The following is an 18,180-nucleotide window of genomic DNA, read 5'->3' as shown; positions in this document are numbered from 1 at the left end:
CGGACGGCCCGGCCAACCCTGGAGACGTCCTGATGCCGACCCAGTCCAACGCCAGCCGGTCCAATGCCGCCGACTTCCTGCGCATCCTGCGCGAGCGCGGCTTTCTCCATCAATGCAGCGATCCGGCCGACGACCTGTCGGGCCTCGCCGCCGCGGCGCCGGGCGGGGTGCTGACCGCCTATGTCGGCTTCGACGCCACCGCCTCCAGCCTGCATGTCGGCCATCTGCTGTCGATCATGGCGCTGCGCTGGCTTCAGCGCACCGGCAACCGCCCGATCGTGCTGATCGGCGGCGGCACCACCAGGATCGGCGACCCCAGCTTCCGCGACACCACCCGGCCGATGCTGGACGACGCGCAGATCGCCGCCAACGCCGCCGGGCTGCGCGGAGTCTTCGGCCAGTATATGAGCTTCGGGGACGGCCCGGCGGACGCCATGATGGTGGACAACGCCGACTGGCTGGACGGGCTGGACTATGTGCCCTTCCTGCGCGACATCGGCCGCCATTTCACCATCAACCGCATGCTGAGCTTCGAGTCGGTGCGCCAGCGGATGGAGCGCGAGCAGCCGCTGACCTTCCTGGAGTTCAACTACATGATCCTCCAGGCCTATGATTTCCTGGAGCTGTCGCGGCGCCACGGCTGCCTGTTGCAGATGGGCGGGTCCGACCAGTGGGGCAACATCGTCAATGGCATCGAGCTGGCCCGCCGGGTCGAGCGGCGCGAGCTGTTCGGCCTGACCACGCCGCTGCTGACCACCGCGTCGGGCACCAAGATGGGCAAGACCGCCGGCGGGGCGGTGTGGCTGAACGCCGACGCGCTGAGGCCCTTCGATTTCTGGCAGTTCTGGCGCAACACCGAGGATGCCGATGTCGGCCGCTTCCTGCGCCTGTTCACCGAGCTGCCGCTGGACGAGATCGCCCGGCTGGAGCGGCTGGAGGGGGCGGAGATCAACGAGGCGAAGATCATCCTGGCGACGGAGGCCACCCGCCTGTGCCACGGTTCGGCGGAGGCGGAAAAGGCGGCGGCGGCGGCCGGCAGCCCCTTTGCGCCCGGCGGCGACGGCCTGCCGGAGATCACCCTGCGGCGGGAGGCGGGGGCCGACGGCGTGCCGCTGGTCGATGCGCTGGTCGCCGCCGGCCTGTCGGCCTCCAAGGGGGCGGCGCGGCGGCTGATCCGCGAGGGCGGCGCCCGGCTGGACGGCCAGCCGGTGAGCGACGAGGCGGCGACCCTGACCGCGCCGGCCGTGCTGTCGGCCGGCCGCAAGCGCCATGTCAGGCTGATTGTCGCAGGCTGATCGTCTCCAGTTGATCGGCGCCGCCCGACGGGAGGAGGTGGCGTCAGCCTTCCAGCTGGCGCCACATCTCCAGATCGCGCTCGGCGGTCCAGATGCGGGGATCGCTGTGGCCCGACGCCTCGTCATAGGCGCGGGTGACGTTGAAGGGCATGCAATGGTCGAAGATCACCCAATGGCCGAACTTCGGCTTCAGCACGGCGTAGCTGTCCTTGTAGACGGTCCGCAGATCCTTGCCGGCGGCGACGCCCTGCTTCACCAGCTCGAACAGCTCGGCAGTGAAGGCGCGGGTGCCACGCAGCCCTTCCCGCACCTGTTCCGGCGTGGTCAGGGCGGCACCGCGGCCCGGCACCAGCTTCTCCGGCTCCAGGGCGGCGATGGCGTCGAGCGTCGCCGGCCAATGGGTGAAGTAGGCGTCGCCGCAATAGGGGGTGGCGCCATACTCGACCAGATCGCCGGAGAACAGGATTTTCTCCCGGGGCAGCCAGACCACCGTGTCGCCCTTGCTGTGGCCACGGCCAAGTTGCAGCAAGCGCACCTCCAGCGAGCCGAGCCATAGCGTCATGTGGCCACGGAAGGTGATGGTCGGCCAGGTGAGGCCGGGAACCGATTCGACGGCGCGGAAAAGCCGGGGGAAGCGGCCGATCTCGCTCGCCATGTCGGCCTCGCCGCGCTCGACGATCAGGTCGCGGGTGTCCTCGCTGGCGATGATCTGTTCCGGCGCATAGCCCGAGGCGCCCAGCACCCGCACCGCGTGGTAATGCGACAGCACGACATGGCGGATCGGCTTGTCGGTGACCTCGCGGATGCGGCGGATGACATCCTGGGCCATCACCGGCGTCGCCTGGGTGTCGATCACCATCACCGCGTCGTCGCCGATGACGATGCCGGTGTTGGGATCGCCCTCCGCCGTGTAGGCGTAGGCATTGTCCGACAGCTTGTCGAAACTGACGGTCTTCTCGTCCAGGTCGGCATGCGAGGCGAAATTCTTGGACATCCGGTTTCTCCACAGGTGCCGGCGACGCCCCCCTGCCCTCCCGGAGGATCGCCGGCCATTGATCGGTTGGGCCAACCATATCGTTTCATATGAAACCATGCAACGCGTTTGAGGCACCGAGGCCGACTGAGACCGGCGACCGGCGGGTTGACGCAACCGGGCGACGATGGCAGCCGGGTCGTCGCCCAGGCAGGCACGAGCATTCTTGCGACGATCTTCCGCTTGCCCTGTCCCGATCGAACAGATACGTTATGTTATAACATAACATTTTGATGCTCCGTTGCGACGAACAGCCGAACCACCATGACGACACCCCTTCTCCGGATCGCTGTGCGGGCGACACTCCCGCGAACCCGCCAGGCATGGACCGGGTCGGGGAAATCGCGCGGCCTCCCCCATGCCGGTCTTGACCGCCGACGCCGGCTCGCTCATCACTATCCCCGGTTCTGGTTCTTCCGGCGGCATCCGCCGGAAGCTAAGAGGGAACCCGGTGAGCCGCGCCGAGCGGCGAGACCGGGGCTGCCCCCGCAACTGTGAGCGGCGAGCCGATCCGTCATTTTCCGCCACTGGCGCCCCTCGCGGCGCTGGGAAGGCTGGACGGACCGGCGACGACCCGCAAGCCAGGAGACCTGCCAGCACCACGATCAACGTCCTCGGGCGGGGTGTCCCGGTGGAACGCTTGCCATGCGCGTGCCCGGATTCCGCGACCGGTTCCGCCCCGCATGCCGCAAGGCGTCCGCCCACACGCTCCGCCCGCCACGGCAGGAAGCACGGATGACGCCCACGCCTTTCCCCATCGCGGCCTCCCACCCCGGCCGCCCGGCCGCCCGCTCCCCCGCCATCGCGGTGACGGGGCTGAGTTGCCGGCTGGCCGGCCGCGCGGTCCTGTCTGACATCGGCTTCAGCGTCGCGGAGGGGATGGTCCTCGGCATTCTCGGACCGAACGGCTCCGGCAAATCGACGCTGCTGCGCTGCCTTGCCGGGCTTCAGGCCCCCTCGGCCGGAACCATCCGCGTCGAGGGAGCCGATCCGCGGGCCGTCGGGCCGGCGGCGTTGGCCCGCCGTCTGGCGTTGCAGGCGCAGGACAGCAGCCCCGCCCTCGGCTTCACCGTGCGCGACGTGGTCGCCATGGGGCGGCTGGCCCATCGCCGTTCGGTCTTTTCCGGAGACGGGGCGGAGGATCGCGCCATCGTCGACGAGGCTCTGGCCCGGCTGGATCTCGCGGCCCTGGCCGACCGCCCGGTCGAACAGCTGTCGGGCGGCGAGCGGCAGCGGGTGATGATCGCCCGCGCCCTGGCCCAGCGCCCGCGCATCCTGCTGCTGGACGAGCCGACCAACCATCTCGACATCCAGCACCGCTTCGCCATCCTCGATCTGGTGCGCTCGCTCGGCATCACCGTGGTGATGACGCTGCATGAGATCGATCTGGCCGCGCGCTGGTGCGACCGCCTCCTGCTGCTGAAGGATGGCCGCCTTCAGGCCGACGCCGTCCCGGACGAGGCGCTGACCGCCGAGCGCCTGACCGCCGTCTACCGGGTCGCCGCCACTGTCGACCGCCACCCCGGCGACGGCCGGCTGCGCATCGAGCTGTCGCCCCTCTGACCCCCGTTCCGCTTCCCCCGTTCCGCCTCCCCAGTCCCGTTCCCTCCGCCGCCCTCCCGACTGGACCCCGCATGCCCCCAGCCCCCGTCCGTACCCTCCTGGCCGCGTTCGGCCTCGCCCTCGCCCCCGCCATCCCTGCGGGGGCGCTCGCCCAAACCCCTCCGGCCGGCTATCCGGTCGAGATCGCCAACTGCTTCGACACCACGCGTTTCGACGCTCCGCCCAAGCGGCCGATGGTCAACGACGTCAACATGACCCAGACCATGATCGATCTCGGTCTGGCCGACCGGCTGGTCGCGGTGTCCGGCATCGCCGGGGCCGAGCGCCACCTGATCGCCCCGCCCGGCGTGGTCGCCGCCCTGCCCCAGCTGCCCGACCGCGCCCCGACGCTGGAGGCGGTGCTGGCCGCCAACCCCGACTTCCTGTTCGCCGGCTGGAGTTACGGCTTCAACGAGGCGCGCGGCCTGACCCCGGCCCGCCTCGCCGAGTTGGGCGTGGCCACCTACACGCTGCGGGAAAGCTGCATCCGCATCGGCCGGCGCGAGCCGATCAGCATGGACACCCTCTATGCCGATCTGCTGGCGCTGGGCCGCATCTTCGGCATCGCCGACCGGGCCGAGGCGATGGTGGCCGATTTCCGCCGCCGCGTCGCCGCGGTGACCCGGAGGATCGGCGGAGCCACGCAAAGGCCGCGCGTGATGTATTGCGACGATTGCCACACCGACGCCGCCCCGCTGTCGGTTGGGCGCGAGGGCATGACCAGCCTGCTGATGGAGCTGGCCGGCGGCCGCAACATCTTCGACGACATCCCCGACAGCTATGTCCGGGTCAGCTGGGAGGAGATGGCCCGGCGCGACCCGCAATGGATCATCGTCAGCGACCACCGCGTCCCGGCCGAGGCCGCCATCCGCTATCTGCTGTCCGCCCCGCAGCTGGCCGATGTCGAGGCGGTGCGCAAACGCCAGTTCATCGTCCTGACCTATGCCGAACAGACGCCCTCGACACGCGACGTCGACGCGCTGGAACGCATGGCCCGCACGCTGCACCCGGAGCTGTTCCAGCCATGAGCCGCCCGCGGATTCCGCCGCTCTGCCTGCTGCTGGCGACCATTCTGCTGCTGTCCCTGGTCGCGGCGGTCGGCTTCGGCGCCGCCCGCATCCCGCTGCCGACCGTCTGGTCGGTGGTCTCGCACGAGCTGTGGCCCGGCCTCTTCCCGGCGGACGGCATCAGCCGGGCGGAGCGCAACATCGTCTGGGAGCTGCGGCTGCCGCGCGTGCTGCTGGGGGCGCTGGCCGGCGCCGGGCTGGCGGCGGTTGGGGCGGTGTTGCAGGTGGTGACGCGCAACCCGCTGGCCGACCCCTATCTGTTCGGGGTGTCGGCCGGCGCCTCGGTCGGGGCGGTGAGCGTCATCCTGTTCGCCGGCGCCATCGCCACGCTGCCGGTGATCGGCGGCGTTTGGCAATTCCTGAGCCAGGCCCTGGGCCAGTCCCTGAGCCTGCCCACAGCCGCCTTCCTCGGCGCGCTCGCCGCCATGCTGGCGGTCTTCGCCGCCGCGCGCGGACGCGACGGCGGTGTGACCAGTGACCGGCTGGTGCTGACCGGCGTCGCCGTCGCCTTCATCCTGCACGCCGTCACCAACACGCTGATCGTCGCGAGCGCCGACCGCAGCGCCGACGCCGCCCTGTTCTGGATGATGGGCGGCTTCGGCACCGCGCGCTGGAGCGTGCTGCCCGCCCCCGCCCTGACCACCTTGTGCGGGCTCGGCTGGCTGTGGCTGCGCGCCGACAGGATCAACACGCTGGCGCTGGGCGACGACGCCGCCCGCTCGCTCGGCGGCGACCCCGGACGGCTGCGGCTGGAGCTGTTCGCCGTCACCGCCCTGATGACCGGCGCGCTGGTGTCGGCCTGCGGCAGCATCGGCTTCGTCGGGCTGGTGCTGCCCCACATCGCCCGCCTGCTGGTCGGCGGCCATCTGCGGGGGCTGCTGCCGGTGGCGGCGCTCGGCGGAGCGCTGCTGCTGCTGTGGGTCGACGCCGCCGCCCGCACGCTGTTCGCCCCGCGCGAAATCCCGGTCGGCATGGCCACCGCGCTGGTCGGCGGCGCCTTCTTCCTCTGGCTGATGCGCCGCCGCCCCGCCCCCTGACGCCGTCCGAGGCTTCCCGAACCATCCCCCCACCGCGAAGCCCCGCCTTCGCGGATCGCCCCCTCATGCCCTTTTCCCAAGCCACCCTGGAGACACTCACCCGATGCCACCCGCCCGCTTCGCCTCGCGCCGCCCCTCCGCCCCGCTGGCGACCCTGCTTCTGGTCGCCGCCTCCGTCGCGCCGTTCCCCGCCGACGCCGAGGACGCCACCCCGCCGCCGCCCCCGCCGCTGACGCTCGCCCCCGTCACGGTGACCGGCCGCCCGGCGGACGCCGCCCCGTCCGGACTGGCGCCCGGATTGGCGCTCGACCGGCCCAACAGCGGCGGCAGCCGGCTGGACCTCACCCCGCTGGAAACCCCGGCCAGCGTCGAGGTGATCGCCGGCCGGACCATCCGCGAGCGTGGCCAGACCAGCGTGACCGAGGCCGTCACCCAGAACGCCACCGGCTTCACCTCGCTGGGCGCCCCCGGCAATGGCGGCACGTCGCTGGCGACGCGCGGATTCGCCGGCCACGGTTCGGTGATGCAGCTCTATGACGGCACGCGGCTCTATGTCGGGTCGGGCACCGTGACCTTCCCCTTCGACACATGGTCGGCGGAGCGGATCGAGGTGCTGCGCGGCCCCGCCTCCGTCCTTTATGGCGAGGGGGCGATCGGCGGCGTGGTCAATGTGGTGCCCAGGCGGCCGACCACGGAGTTCCGCAACGAGGCGATGGTCGGCATCGGCACCGACGGCACCCGGCGCGCCGCCATCGGCAGCGGCAGCCCGGTGAATGAGACGCTGTCCTACCGGCTGGACGTCAGCGGCAACCGCTCCAACGGCTGGGTCGACCGCGGCGACATGAAAAATCTGGCGGTGTCCGGCGCGGTGAAGCTCCAGGCCACGCCCGATTTCGCCGTCACCCTGTCCAACGATTATGGCGACCAGGAGCCGCAGGAATATTTCGGCACGCCGCTGATCGCCGGCCGGCTCGACCGCGCGCTGCGCCACCGCAACTTCAACGTGGCCGACAGCGACATCCGCTATCGCGACAACTGGAACCAGCTGAAGGCCGAATGGGCGCTGTCCGACGCGCTGACCCTGCGCAACACCGCCTATCAACTGACCAGCCACCGCCATTGGCGGGACGTGGAGAACTACGCCTGGACCGCCGCCGGCGGGCAGGTGCGGCGCGACAGCTACATCGAGATCTATCACGACCAGCGGCAGGTCGGCGACCGCTTCGACGCGACCTGGCGCAGCAGCCTGTTCGGCATGAGGAACGAGATGGTCGGCGGTTTCGACCTGAACCGGATCGAGTTCAAGCACACCAACAATTCACCCTATGGCGGCTCCAGCATGGTCGACCCCTTCGACCCGGCGCCGGGCCTGTTCCTCAATACCGCCGGCACCTCGCCGCGCAGCCGGTCGCGCACCCGCCAATATGCGCTGTTCGCCGAAGATCGGCTGTCGGTGACGCCGCAGTTGTCGCTGGTCGGCGGCATCCGCCATGACGCCCCGACGGTGGAGCGCTGGGATCTGGCGGCGGGCACCGCCTACAGCAAGGATTTCCACGCCACCAGCTGGCGCACCGGCGCGGTGTACGAGCTGGCCCCCGGTCTGGCGCTGTACGGCCAATACGCCACCGCCGTCGATCCGGTCGGCAACCTGATCTCGCTGTCGCCGGCGCAGAAGGACTTCACGCTGTCCACCGGGCGGCAGATCGAGGTCGGCGTCAAACAATCCGTCCTCGACGGGCGGGGCGAATGGACGCTCGCCGCCTACCACATCGTCAAGGACAAGCTGCTGACCACCGACCCCAACCAGCCGGGGGTGACGGTGCAGATCGGCCAGCAATCCTCGCGCGGGGTGGAGGCGTCGCTGTCGCTCGGCCTGTGGGAGGGGGTGAGGGTGGACGTCAATGGCGCACTGCTGCGGGCCCGATACGACGACTTCACCCAGGCCGTCGGCGGCCGTGCCGTCTCCTATGCCGGCAACGTGCCGGCCGGCGTGCCGCAACGCACCGCCAACGCCTGGGCCAGCTGGGCCTTCCTGCCGGACTGGGAAGTACGGGCCGGCGTGCAGTATGTCGGCCAGACCTACGCCGACGCCGCCAACAGCGGCGTCCGTCCATCCTACACGGTGGTCAATGCCGGGCTGGACTATCGTCCGACCGACACCAGCACGCTCAGCCTGCGCGCCTTCAACCTGTTCGACGAGGTCTATGCCGTCGCCGGCAACACGACGAGCTGGGTGCTCGGCCGGCCGCGCTCGGCGGAACTGACCTTCTCGATGAGATTCTGACCGGGGACTTCCGAGCCGCCGGGCTTTCGGGGCTTCTCGTCGGGAGCCCGGCCCCGAAAGCCCGACCCCGAAAGCCTGGTCCCGGAAGCCCGGCGGCACAAGAGCGCGCTTGCAATGTACGTTATGATATAACATTACTTTGATAGCTTCGCTTTTCCGCCGAGACCGCATGCTCAGCCTTCCCCATTCCCGGTCCGCCGTCATTTCCCGGTCCGCCGCCGCGTCGACGGCGGACCGGGGGACGAACGGTGCCGCCGACGGTCATGTCGCCTTCTGCCGCACGGCTGGCGGCCTGTCCGTCATCCGCCGCTCCGAGGTGACCATGGCGGTCTGGCGCCGCCGCTTGCCGGCAGGCGCGGGGGCGCAAGGGGCGCGGATCGCGGCGAACCGGCTGTCCTGCCATCTCGCGACCTCCCCCGATCAGGCCGGGGAGGATTTGACCGCGGCACTGCCGCCGCGCCGGATCGACGGGCCGCTGCTGCACGACATCATCCATCTGCTGCGGGTCTATGCCGGCATCGTCGGGTGCACCGCCGTTCGGCTGCGGCTGGAGAGCCTGTCGGGCGACGGCTGCCGGTTCTTCCACGTCGATCATGTCGGCCTCCGCCTGCTCTGCACCTATCACGGCGCCGGAACCCAGTGGGTGCCCGACGAGGCCCTGACCCGTTCGGCGCTGGGCCAGGGCGACAACGGAGCGGTGCTGTCCGATCCCGGCCGCGTCCAGTCGCTGCGGACCGGCCATGTCGCCCTGCTGAAGGGGGAGGGATGGCCCGGCAACCGCGGGCGCGGCCTCGTCCATCGCTCGCCGCCCGCCGACCCGTCGGGAGCCCCCCGTCTTCTGCTCTGCCTGGACCATGATGAGCACTGACCGCTTCCGCTCGCCCCTGGCGGCCTCCGCGACGACGCGGATCGCCGTCGCGTCCCTTCTGTGCGTCCTGCTCTGGCTGACCGTCGCCTGGGCGTTGGAATGGGGGCTCCCCGCATGAGCATGTCCGTCTCCGCCGCCGCGGCCGACACGCTGGTCGGGCTGACCGACCTGACGCTGGGATACCGGCGGCATCCGGCGGTCCATCATCTGAGCGGCGGATTCCGCCGGGGCTCGATGACCGCCGTGGTTGGCCCGAACGGCGCCGGCAAGAGCACGCTGCTGAAGGCGATCGTCGGCGCGCTCCGCCCCTTCGACGGCCGGGTGACCCTGAACGGCCTGACCGTCGCCGACATCGCCTATCTGCCCCAGCAGGCCGATGTCGAGCGCGACTTTCCCATCGACGTGCTCGACACCGTGCTGCTGGGTCACTGGCGGCGGGTCGGCCTGTTCGGCCCCATCGGCCGAGCGCTGATCGAGCGGGCGGAGGAGGCGCTGGCGGTGGTCGGCCTGTCCGGCTTCGGGCATCGCCCGATCGCCGCCCTGTCCGCCGGCCAGTTCCAGCGCGTGCTGTTCGCCCGCATGCTGGTGCAGGACGCCCGCCTGATCCTGCTGGACGAGCCCTTCACCGCCATCGACGCCAAGACGACGGCCGACCTGCTCGACATCGTCCGGCGCTGGCACGGCGAGCGGCGCACCGTGATCGCGGTGCTGCACGACCTGGATCAGGTGCGCGGCCATTTCCCCGACACGCTGTTGCTGGCGCGCGAGCCGATCGCCTGGGGCCGCACCGCCGAGGCGCTGGCCCCGGACAACCTCGCCCGCGCCCGCGCCATGGCGGAGGGCTGGGACGACAAGGCCGGCCCCTGCCGGAGACCGACGGCATGACCCTTTCCGAACTGGCGATCGACCCCTTCCTGGAATTCGCCTTCATGCGCCGCGCGCTCGCCGCCTGCCTGGCGTTGTCGCTGGGCTGCGGCCCGGTCGGGGTGATGCTGGTGCTGCGGCGGATGAGCCTGATGGGCGACGCCATGTCCCATGCGGTGCTGCCGGGCGCCGCCATCGGCTTTCTCGCCGCCGGCCTGTCATTGTGGGCGATGGGGATCGGCGGCTTCCTCGCCGGGCTGGCGGTGGCGCTGCTGGCCGGGCTGGTGTCGCGGGTGACCTCGCTGCGCGAGGACGCCAGCTTCGCCGCCTTCTACCTGATCTCGCTGGCCGGCGGGGTGCTGATCGTCTCGCTGCGCGGCAGCAACATCGACCTGATGCATGTGTTGTTCGGCACCATCCTGGCGGTCGACGACGACGGGCTGCTGCTGGTCGCCGGCATCGCCACCGCCACGCTGCTGACACTGGCCCTGCTCTACCGCCCGCTGGTGGTGGAATGCTTCGACCCCGGCTTCCTGCGTGCGGTTGGCGGATCGCGCGGCCGGCTGGGCGCCGTCTGCCATCTGATCTTCCTGGTGCTGGTGGTGCTCAATCTGGTCGGCGGCTTCCAGGCGCTCGGCACGCTGATGGCGGTCGGCCTGATGATGCTTCCCGCCGCGTCCGCCCGCTTCTGGGCGGAGGGGATCACCACCCTGGCGCTGACCGCCATGGCGCTGGCCTTCGCCTCGGGCGTCGGCGGGCTGCTGCTGTCCTACCATCTGAACCTGCCGTCCGGCCCGGCCATCGTCCTGGTCGCCGGGGCCGGCTATCTGCTGTCCCTGTCCCTGGGCCGGGTCGGCAGCCTGCGCATCCGCTGGTTTCCCGGCCGCCATCTGGAGGCCTGACCCCGATGGCCCGCTCCGCTTCCCCCAAGGTCCTTTCCCTGGAGTTCCCCCAATGAAACGCACATTCGCCGCCTCGCTGGCGGCGGCCCTGGCGCTGTTCGCCCTTCCCGCCCTGGCCGAGCCGGTCAAGGTGGTCGCCACCTTCACCATCCTCGGCGACATGGTCCACCAGATCGGCGGCGACGAGGTCGCGGTAACCACGCTGGTCGGCCCCAACGGCGACGCCCATGTCTATGAGCCGACTCCGGCCGATGCCCGCGCGCTGAGCGGCGCCGCCCTCGTCGTCACCAACGGGCTGGGGATGGAAGGCTGGATGGACCGGCTGGTCAAGGCGTCGGGCTACAAGGGGCCGATCACCGTCACCAGCACCGGCGTCAAGCCGATCGCCGGCGAGGAGGAACATGAGGAGGCCGGGCATGATCATGACCATGGGCATGAGCACGGTCATGCCTTCGACCCGCATGCCTGGCAGTCGGTCGCCAACGCCAGGATCTATGCCGACAACATCCTGAAGGGGCTGATCGCCGTCGCCCCCGACAAGGCCGACGCGCTGCGCGCCAACCACGCCGCCTTCCGGTCCAAGCTCGACGCGGTCGAGACCGAGATCAAGACGGCGCTGAAGCCGATTCCGCGCAAGGACCGCAAGATCGTCACCTCGCACGATGCCTTCGGCTATTACGGCAAGACCTATGGCGTCACCTTCCTCGCCCCGGTCGGCCTGTCGACCGAGGCGGAACCGGCGGCCGGCGACATCGCCAAGCTGATCCGCCAAATCAAGAAGGACAGGATCAAGGCGGTCTTTGTCGAGAACATCGCCGACCCGCGCCTGCTCGAACAGATCAGCCGGGAAACCGGAGCGCGCATCGGCGGACGGGTCTATTCCGACGCGCTGTCGCCGGCGGACGGCCCTGCCGCGACCTACATCGACATGATGCGTCAGAACCTCCAGCAATTCGTCAAGGCTCTGGCGCCCAGCTCTTGACGATGCGGAGGGGATGAGGAGGCCGGACGGGAGCGGGTCAGACCCGCCCCGTCCGGCCCTTTCGAGTCATGGACCATGGCCGCGGACAGGCCATTGCCGACACGGGCATCCGCAGCACCATGGGATAGGACTATGACAACGAAAAAGCCAGCAACCCCTGGGGATTGCTGGCTTGATTTGGTTGCGGGGCAGGATTTGGCCTTTACCGAACGCGCCATAAGGCTTCGTCGCGGTATCTTGGTAGCCCCCCCGTTCAAACAGCCGTGGAGAGGCGGCAGAACTGACTTGCCATGACACAAGCCCTTACTCCCTGATATGCCCCTCGAGCGGCTTCGCCATCTTTAGCCGGTCGCGGGCCGCTGAATTCAGCCTTCTGATGCCGAACTGTCGGGCCGCACCCGTCAGCGGATCGTCGACATCGATGCAGCCGCGGATGGCGGCCGACAGCTCGGGCAGGGCGATGTCCTCGATGGATCGGACATCAGCGCCAGTGTTGGGAAACCGGGCCGTTTCCCACGCCGCGACCACCATCGCGTCCGGCCAGACGAAGCTGGCGCCGGTATGCTCGGTCTCGACATGGGCGACACCGCGCGCCACCGCCATGATCCGCTCCCGGATCTGGCGGCCGGAACGCTTGAATCCATGGGCGCGGGCGATGCGCTCGACCAGGAGGCTGTCGCGGATCGGCGCCTCCGCCGCGACGACCTGCAACACCATCTCCTTGAGAATGGCGGAATAGTCGTTCTCCTGGAACCGGTCCGGATCGATGCCGGCGATGGCGCCGAAATCCGTCCGCCGATACTCCCCGCCATAGGCCGCTTGGTCGTCCTCGGTTTCCATCGGGGTCTCGGCCTCGTCGGAGCCATCCTCTCCGTCCGCCCCCAGATCGAGCACCACATCCGGCGCCTCCGCCGTCACAGGCGCGGCGACCGCTTCGGCACGTGGACCGTTCCAAGGCCTCCTTCAGCGCGGCGTCGAGCCGGTCCAGCGCCCCCTCCGGATCGATCCACCACTCTGTCGACCATACCCGCGCCAGGGACCAGCCCAGTCCCCTCAGCACCGCCTCGCGCACCTTGTCGCGGTCCCGCGCCGTTGCGGCACCGTGATAGGACGCACCGTCGCATTCGATGCCGATCAGATAATCTTCCGGACGATCGGGATGCACCACGCCGAGGTCGATGCGGAAGCGGGACACCCCGACCTGCGGAACCACCGTCCAGCCGCGCCCGCCCAGTCCCTGTGCAACCGCCTGCTCGAAATGGGAGTTCGCCGAACCGGCGGACGCGCCGGCCGCCTCCCCCAAGGTCCGCGTTCCCCGCTCCGCATATTCCAGGAAATGCCGCAGATCCCGCAGGGCGGACGAGCTGGTGCGGTTGAGATCGATCAGGTTGGGCGGGAAGGAGGTGAAGACGACCATCTCCCGACGCGCCCGCGTGATGGCGACGTTGAGTCGCCGCCAGCCGCCGTCGCGGTTCAGTGGCCCGAAATTCATCGGCATCGTTGGGGCATCGGGCGTTTCCGGCCCATAGGCGATGCCCAGAAGGATCACGTCGCGCTCGTCGCCCTGGACCGTCTCCAGATTCTTGACCACGACGGGCTCAGGCGCATCCTCGGCGAAATAGGGCTCCAGTTCGGGGTAGCGCCGCCGGGCGCGGTCCAGCAGATCCTCGATCAGCTTCTGCTGTTCCGAATTCAGCGTGATGACCCCAAGCGTCAGGCGGTTGCCCCGTTCATCGACGAAGGCGGGGTCGAGAAGGCGCCGCAGAACCTCCCTCACCACCGCCTCGGCCTCGGTCTGGTTGTTGCGGTTCTTGCCGCGCGACCAGGCGCCGGGGACCTGCCGCAGGCTGACCATCGTCTCCCGCGTCACCGGGGCGGGGAAGGTGATCAGGTCGCCGTCATAGTAACGGTGGTTGGAGAAGGCGATCAGGCTTTCGTGCCGGCTGCGGTAATGCCAGGTCAGGCGGCGTTGCGGCAGGCGGGCGCCCAGGCACTCCTCCAGGATGCTTTCCTGATCGGTTTCGATCTCGCTGTCATCGTCCTCCGCACCGGCACCGCGATCGAAGAAGCTGGTCGGCGGCATCTGCTTGGGATCGCCGGCGACCACCAGCTGCCGGCCGCGGGCGATGGCGCCCACCGCGTCCCACGGCGTGATCTGCGATGCCTCGTCGAAGATGACCAGATCGAACGGCGGCATCTCCGGCGGCAGGAACTGTGCCACCGACAGCGGACTCATCAGCAGGCAGGGGGTCAGCGTGGTCAGCGCCGGCCCAATCTCCGCCACCAGCTGGCGGACCGGCTTGTGCCGCTTCTGCAGCTTCAACTGATGCGCCAGCGTGCCGAAGCCGGCGGGCGGCGACTTCGAGTCCTTGGCCGGGATGCCGCCGGCGATCCGGGCACGGATATAGAGTTGCGTCAGTTCGCCGAACTCGTGATCCAGAGCGCGGAAGCGGCCGATGGTATCCGTGTGTTCGGTGACGTTGAAGTCACGAACCAGCGGTTCGATGTCGATCGCCCAGTCCGCCCACCAGCGGGCATAGGCGATGTCGAAGGCCTCCGCCGCAAGGCCGGGCGGGACGGTGCCATTCTCCACCGCCGCCACCAGCCCGTCCAATCCCTGCTGCACCGCAGCCTGCCGCGCGCGCTGCCACGCCGTCCAGGCATTCAGCTGCGTCGGCCGCGCCGCCATCGCCGCGGCGATGGTCTGACACTCCGCCAACAGATCGGCGCCGTCGACCGGTTCCGGCGCACCGGCGGTGCATTCGAACGCGTCCTTGGCATCCAGGAAGGCGGCATGGCTGTCGAGATACTGCCGCATCGCCTGCCCGACCACCCCTTCGGGGGCCAGCAGGTCACCGGCCTCGGTGCAGAGCCGCTTGAGCGATGTCCGCAGGGCGATCAGCTGATCGGGGCTTTGCGCAGCACCGCCAAGCGCCGCCCGCACCGTTCCGGCAGCCTTCAGCTTGCGGTCCAGCCGGTCCGGATCGGTGGCGACTCCGCGCCAGCCGGGAAGCGCTTGCGCCTGGGGAAGGCCGTCGATCTCGGCCAGGATTTCCTGCAACCGGCGCAGCCGGGGAAGATCGGTCTCCGGATCAGCGGTCCCGCTGGGGTCGAGCCGCTTCGCCACCGCCTTCTTCCGCAGCGACGACAGTGGCCAGATCGCCTCGCCCGCCGCTGCCCATTCGGCATCGAGTTCCGCCAGGGGCATGGCTTTGACCCGCTCGGGATCCATCGGGCGAGAGAGCAGCGCGGCCTCCGTCCGATATGCACCGAGCAACGGCAGCACCCGCGTGCCCTGCTCGATCATCCTGGCCGCATCGGGCGTGAAGGCGAATCCCAGATTCAGCTCACCGACCTCTCCCAGGGCGTGGGCCAGGGCGGCGGCAGCGGCAAGGCCGCGCCGGTCTCCACCCACAGCGGTACCGAGCCCGTCGGCGAGCCGGGCGCGGGCCGACTCCAATGTCTTGGAGGCGGTGGCTAGCGCGGCGGCAGCGGCCAGCAACTCGGCCTGCCAAGCGTTCGACCATTCGGTCCGCCCGATATGCCCGAAGGCGGCCCGGTTCTCCGGCGATGCCGTCGCGCGGTGCAGATCCAGCCTGTGGGCGGTGTCCCGCAGGCTTTCCAGATCTGTTTCAGCGTGCTCCATCCCTCTCGTCCACGTCAGACGCAACGCGGCGGCCGCGCCGTCCCGGGCGACCCGCCCGATGGCGCTATAGAGGGTAAGGCCGTTGGCGTGCCGCCGGTGCAGCGCCCGGACGAAATCGTTCAGCCGATCGCGACTGGTCTTGAGTTCGGCCGCGCGGCGGCTCCACAGCTCGGCCGGCGGCACCTCCGCCGTGGTCCATGCGGCGTCGAGCTGGCGCAGGACATCCTGCTTGGATGCCTTGTTGCTGTGCAGCTCAAGGCAGAACGGACCAAGGCCATGAGCAACCAGCCGGCGATGGACTACGTCCAGAGCCGCCCGTTTTTCCGCGACGAACAGCACGGTGCGGCCAAGCGCCAGATTGTGGGCGATCATGTTGGCGATGGTCTGCGACTTGCCGGTGCCCGGCGGGCCATCCAGCACGAAGTCGCATCCCTGCGCCGAGCCGACAACCGCCGCCAGCTGGGAGGAGTCGGCGGCGAGCGGCGCGAACAGCTCCTCCGGCGCGACAAGCTCGTCCAGCTTTGACGGCTGGGGCGGCTCCCCTTGGCCGGCATAGGCGTCGCGTGGCGTTTCCAGCAGGTGCCGCACCACCGGATTGCGCTTCAAGGCGTCGGTGCGGTCGACCAGATCCTTCCACATCAGGTATTTGGCGAAGGAGAAGGCGCCCAGCACCACGTCCTCGACCACTTCAAAGCCCGGCATGTCGCGCACCGCCCGGCGGACCAGGGTCCAGATGCGCGGAACGTCGATCCCGGACTCGTCGACCGGCAACGGCCCGGCCAGCTCGGGAATGTCGAGTTCAAAATCCTGGCGCAGCATCTGCAACAGGGTCAGGTTGAAGCGTGGTTCGTCCTCGTGGCTGGACAGACGCACACCCGACCGTGCGCTGCGCCTTTGCAGCTTCACCGGCAACAGGATGATCGGGGCGCGGTAATGGCGCGTGTCGCTGCCGGATTTCTTCCAGACCAGGAAGCCCACCGCGAGGAACAGCGTGTTGGCGCCGCCCTCTGCCAGATCGAGCTGTGTCTTGCGGTATAGGTCGACCAGTTGCGCATCGAGCTTGTCGGTCGGCATGGGCGACAGGATCTCGCCGCGCTCCATGGCGTCGCGGGCATAGGCGGCCTCCAGCTCCTCTCCCGTGCGCTGGAGGTGCAAATTCGTGTCGCGGCCGGCCCCCCCGTCCATCGCCGGGGCCGCCACGACGCGGAAGCTGGCGCCGTCGGCAAGCCTGTCCTCCAGCGTGGCCGGATCGGGACAGATCAGGCGGATGCTGGTCGCACCCGGCTTGACGTTGAGCAGCCGGTTGCGCGTGGTGAGGTCCAGAAGTTTGCGCTGCCAACGGTCCAGCCGTCCTTCCGCCGTGGCGACCCCGTCCCGCGTCTCGCTGGACTCGGTGAGATCGAAATCGGGCAGGGCCGGAGCCGCTTCGAGGACATCCCCCATCGGGACGATGTCGGCTTCCGCCGTCCCCTGCCCCGTCCCCGACGATGCGGCTTCCGCCAGAGCCAACGGGCGCAGGCGCTGCATCCGGGCGCGGCGGATGTCGAGCGCCATGACGAACTCGCCCTCGCGCTCCTCGTCGATCTGGCGGTTGGCCTGGGCGATGGCGCGCGAGAAGGGCGACGGGTGCCCGCCGGTGGCCAAAGTGGTTTCGAACAGCACCAGCTCCTGGAGCGCCACGCGCTTGCGCAGGCTGGCGGCGTCATCGACCAGAAGGGTGGCGAACTCCTGCGGTTGCAGCCACACGCCCGCAAAGGCATGGCCGCGCGTAACGACGATCACCGGATAAAGGCCGGCCTGCTCCAGCACCGCCGCGAACAGCAGCGCCGTGTCGAGACACGTCCCCAGCCCGGTCTCCAGAATCTGGGAGGGCGAACGCACCTTCTGTCCCTGCCATTCGAAGCTGGCCGGCGGTTCGGCATAGGTCAGGCGCAGGGACGCCACGGCCGACCAGATGGCTGAGGCCAGTTCATGCACCCGCGTGCGGCTCTTCGACTGGTATCCCTCGATGCCGTCCGGGCGGCCGCCGCGCCGCAGCACGTCGCTCGACGCCTTGATCAGTCTGCTGACGGCCAGGTCGTTCGGCAGGGTGAAGGCGGCCAGCAGTTCCGGCATCGCCGAGGCACCGCCCCATTCGTTACGGGCCAGCAGCTCGACCGGCAGCACGCGCTCGGCGGCATCGCCGCCATCCATGCCCTCCGCCGTGGCCCGCAGCGTCACCGTCGCACGGATCGCTTCGTTCAACTGGAACAGCAATCCGGCGTTCAGCCGCAGGTCGCGCTTGGTGATGTGCGCCTCGCCACCTGCGGCGATGCGGTCGATGCGCCATTGCACCGGCTCGAAGACCGGCGGGTCGGCCAGGATCTCGGCCACGATGTTTTGCAGCGGCTCTCCACCCAGGTTGATCAGGCGGAGATCACGAAGGACAGGAACGGCGCTCTGATGGGTGGCGAAGCTGATTTTGGGAGTGATCACGGCGTCGATCGCCAGCGCGGAACTCGCTGTTTCAGTACGAGACTCCATAACGTTGACGCCTACGGTCGATTCCATGATGATGTCCACCGCCTGAAGTAGAGTGATTTCGCACTATATTCGAAAAT

General features: G+C 69.6%; 11 protein-coding genes, 2 pseudogenes and 1 riboswitch. Of the genes and pseudogenes, 9 read left to right on the top strand and 4 right to left on the bottom strand.

What is annotated here, in order from left to right; all coding sequences use genetic code 11:
- The first annotated feature begins 32 nt into the window (after window positions 1–32).
- Window positions 33–1,295 carry a tyrosine--tRNA ligase gene (tyrS, locus tag AZL_RS02570; protein WP_012973112.1) on the top strand — a complete coding sequence of 421 codons (1,263 nt, stop codon included), beginning with the start codon at window positions 33–35 and terminating at the stop codon, window positions 1,293–1,295.
- A 43-nt stretch (window positions 1,296–1,338) separates the two neighbouring features.
- Here the strand turns inward: tyrS and AZL_RS02565 are convergent, their stop codons facing one another.
- A complete protein-coding gene (locus tag AZL_RS02565) occupies window positions 1,339–2,289 on the bottom strand; it encodes an MBL fold metallo-hydrolase (RefSeq protein ID WP_042442400.1) in 951 nt (316 codons plus the stop codon).
- 430 nt (window positions 2,290–2,719) lie between these two features.
- Window positions 2,720–2,941: riboswitch (cobalamin riboswitch) on the top strand.
- A gap of 122 nt (window positions 2,942–3,063) precedes the next feature.
- Here AZL_RS02565 and AZL_RS02560 point away from each other — a divergent pair.
- The 8 genes from AZL_RS02560 (at window position 3,064) to AZL_RS02525 (ending at window position 11,934) form a co-directional block, all read left to right on the top strand.
- Window positions 3,064–3,891, top strand: a complete 828-nt coding sequence (locus AZL_RS02560) for an ABC transporter ATP-binding protein (RefSeq protein WP_012973110.1) — start codon at window positions 3,064–3,066, stop codon at window positions 3,889–3,891.
- A 71-nt stretch (window positions 3,892–3,962) separates the two neighbouring features.
- Window positions 3,963–4,958, top strand: a complete 996-nt coding sequence (locus AZL_RS02555; RefSeq protein ID WP_012973109.1) for an ABC transporter substrate-binding protein — start codon at window positions 3,963–3,965, stop codon at window positions 4,956–4,958.
- A complete protein-coding gene (locus AZL_RS02550) occupies window positions 4,955–6,034 on the top strand; it encodes a FecCD family ABC transporter permease (RefSeq protein WP_012973108.1) in 1,080 nt (359 codons plus the stop codon). The genes AZL_RS02555 and AZL_RS02550 overlap by 4 nt, the downstream gene beginning before the upstream one ends.
- Window positions 6,035–6,137: 103 nt before the next feature.
- Window positions 6,138–8,318, top strand: a complete 2,181-nt coding sequence (locus AZL_RS02545) for a TonB-dependent receptor (protein WP_012973107.1) — start codon at window positions 6,138–6,140, stop codon at window positions 8,316–8,318.
- A 169-nt stretch (window positions 8,319–8,487) separates the two neighbouring features.
- On the top strand, window positions 8,488–9,186 hold the full coding sequence (locus AZL_RS02540) for a DUF1826 domain-containing protein (RefSeq protein ID WP_012973106.1): 699 nt from the start codon (window positions 8,488–8,490) through the stop codon (window positions 9,184–9,186).
- Window positions 9,187–9,306: 120 nt separating this feature from the next.
- A complete protein-coding gene (locus tag AZL_RS02535; RefSeq protein ID WP_012973105.1) occupies window positions 9,307–10,071 on the top strand; it encodes a metal ABC transporter ATP-binding protein in 765 nt (254 codons plus the stop codon).
- Window positions 10,068–10,952, top strand: coding sequence for a metal ABC transporter permease (locus tag AZL_RS02530; protein ID WP_012973104.1), 885 nt, complete (start codon window positions 10,068–10,070; stop codon window positions 10,950–10,952). The genes AZL_RS02535 and AZL_RS02530 overlap by 4 nt, the downstream gene beginning before the upstream one ends.
- A 52-nt stretch (window positions 10,953–11,004) precedes the next feature.
- Window positions 11,005–11,934 (top strand): metal ABC transporter solute-binding protein, Zn/Mn family, encoded by a 930-nt coding sequence (locus AZL_RS02525; RefSeq protein WP_012973103.1) that lies wholly within the window; start codon window positions 11,005–11,007, stop codon window positions 11,932–11,934.
- A gap of 303 nt (window positions 11,935–12,237) precedes the next feature.
- Here AZL_RS02525 and AZL_RS36725 read toward each other — a convergent pair whose 3' ends face one another.
- The 3 genes and pseudogenes from AZL_RS36725 to AZL_RS02515 form a co-directional block, all read right to left on the bottom strand.
- A complete protein-coding gene (locus tag AZL_RS36725; RefSeq protein ID WP_042442398.1) occupies window positions 12,238–12,465 on the bottom strand; it encodes a hypothetical protein in 228 nt (75 codons plus the stop codon).
- 138 nt (window positions 12,466–12,603) lie between these two features.
- Window positions 12,604–12,651, bottom strand: a pseudogene (locus AZL_RS36805) (hypothetical protein); the annotation flags it as partial.
- Between the two features lie 307 nt (window positions 12,652–12,958).
- A pseudogene (locus AZL_RS02515) lies at window positions 12,959–17,023 on the bottom strand (DUF4011 domain-containing protein); the annotation flags it as partial.
- Window positions 17,024–18,180: the final 1,157 nt, after the last annotated feature.

Origin of the sequence: Azospirillum sp. B510, assembly GCF_000010725.1 — a bacterium.
Classification (GTDB): Bacteria; Pseudomonadota; Alphaproteobacteria; order Azospirillales; family Azospirillaceae; genus Azospirillum; species Azospirillum lipoferum_B.
Note: the sequence above shows the minus strand (reverse complement) of the source record. Positions and strands in the feature narration are given on the sequence as shown.

What these genes read in the sequence shown, in the direction of transcription:
- tyrS (WP_012973112.1), top strand. Translation starts at nt 33, where the DNA reads ATGCCGACCCAGTCCAACGCCAGCCGGTCCAATGCCGCCGACTTCCTG.
- AZL_RS02565 (WP_042442400.1), bottom strand. Translation starts at nt 2,289, where the DNA reads ATGTCCAAGAATTTCGCCTCGCATGCCGACCTGGACGAGAAGACCGTC.
- AZL_RS02560 (WP_012973110.1), top strand. Translation starts at nt 3,064, where the DNA reads ATGACGCCCACGCCTTTCCCCATCGCGGCCTCCCACCCCGGCCGCCCG.
- AZL_RS02555 (WP_012973109.1), top strand. Translation starts at nt 3,963, where the DNA reads ATGCCCCCAGCCCCCGTCCGTACCCTCCTGGCCGCGTTCGGCCTCGCC.
- AZL_RS02550 (WP_012973108.1), top strand. Translation starts at nt 4,955, where the DNA reads ATGAGCCGCCCGCGGATTCCGCCGCTCTGCCTGCTGCTGGCGACCATT.
- AZL_RS02545 (WP_012973107.1), top strand. Translation starts at nt 6,138, where the DNA reads ATGCCACCCGCCCGCTTCGCCTCGCGCCGCCCCTCCGCCCCGCTGGCG.
- AZL_RS02540 (WP_012973106.1), top strand. Translation starts at nt 8,488, where the DNA reads ATGCTCAGCCTTCCCCATTCCCGGTCCGCCGTCATTTCCCGGTCCGCC.
- AZL_RS02535 (WP_012973105.1), top strand. Translation starts at nt 9,307, where the DNA reads ATGTCCGTCTCCGCCGCCGCGGCCGACACGCTGGTCGGGCTGACCGAC.
- AZL_RS02530 (WP_012973104.1), top strand. Translation starts at nt 10,068, where the DNA reads ATGACCCTTTCCGAACTGGCGATCGACCCCTTCCTGGAATTCGCCTTC.
- AZL_RS02525 (WP_012973103.1), top strand. Translation starts at nt 11,005, where the DNA reads ATGAAACGCACATTCGCCGCCTCGCTGGCGGCGGCCCTGGCGCTGTTC.
- AZL_RS36725 (WP_042442398.1), bottom strand. Translation starts at nt 12,465, where the DNA reads ATGGTGGTCGCGGCGTGGGAAACGGCCCGGTTTCCCAACACTGGCGCT.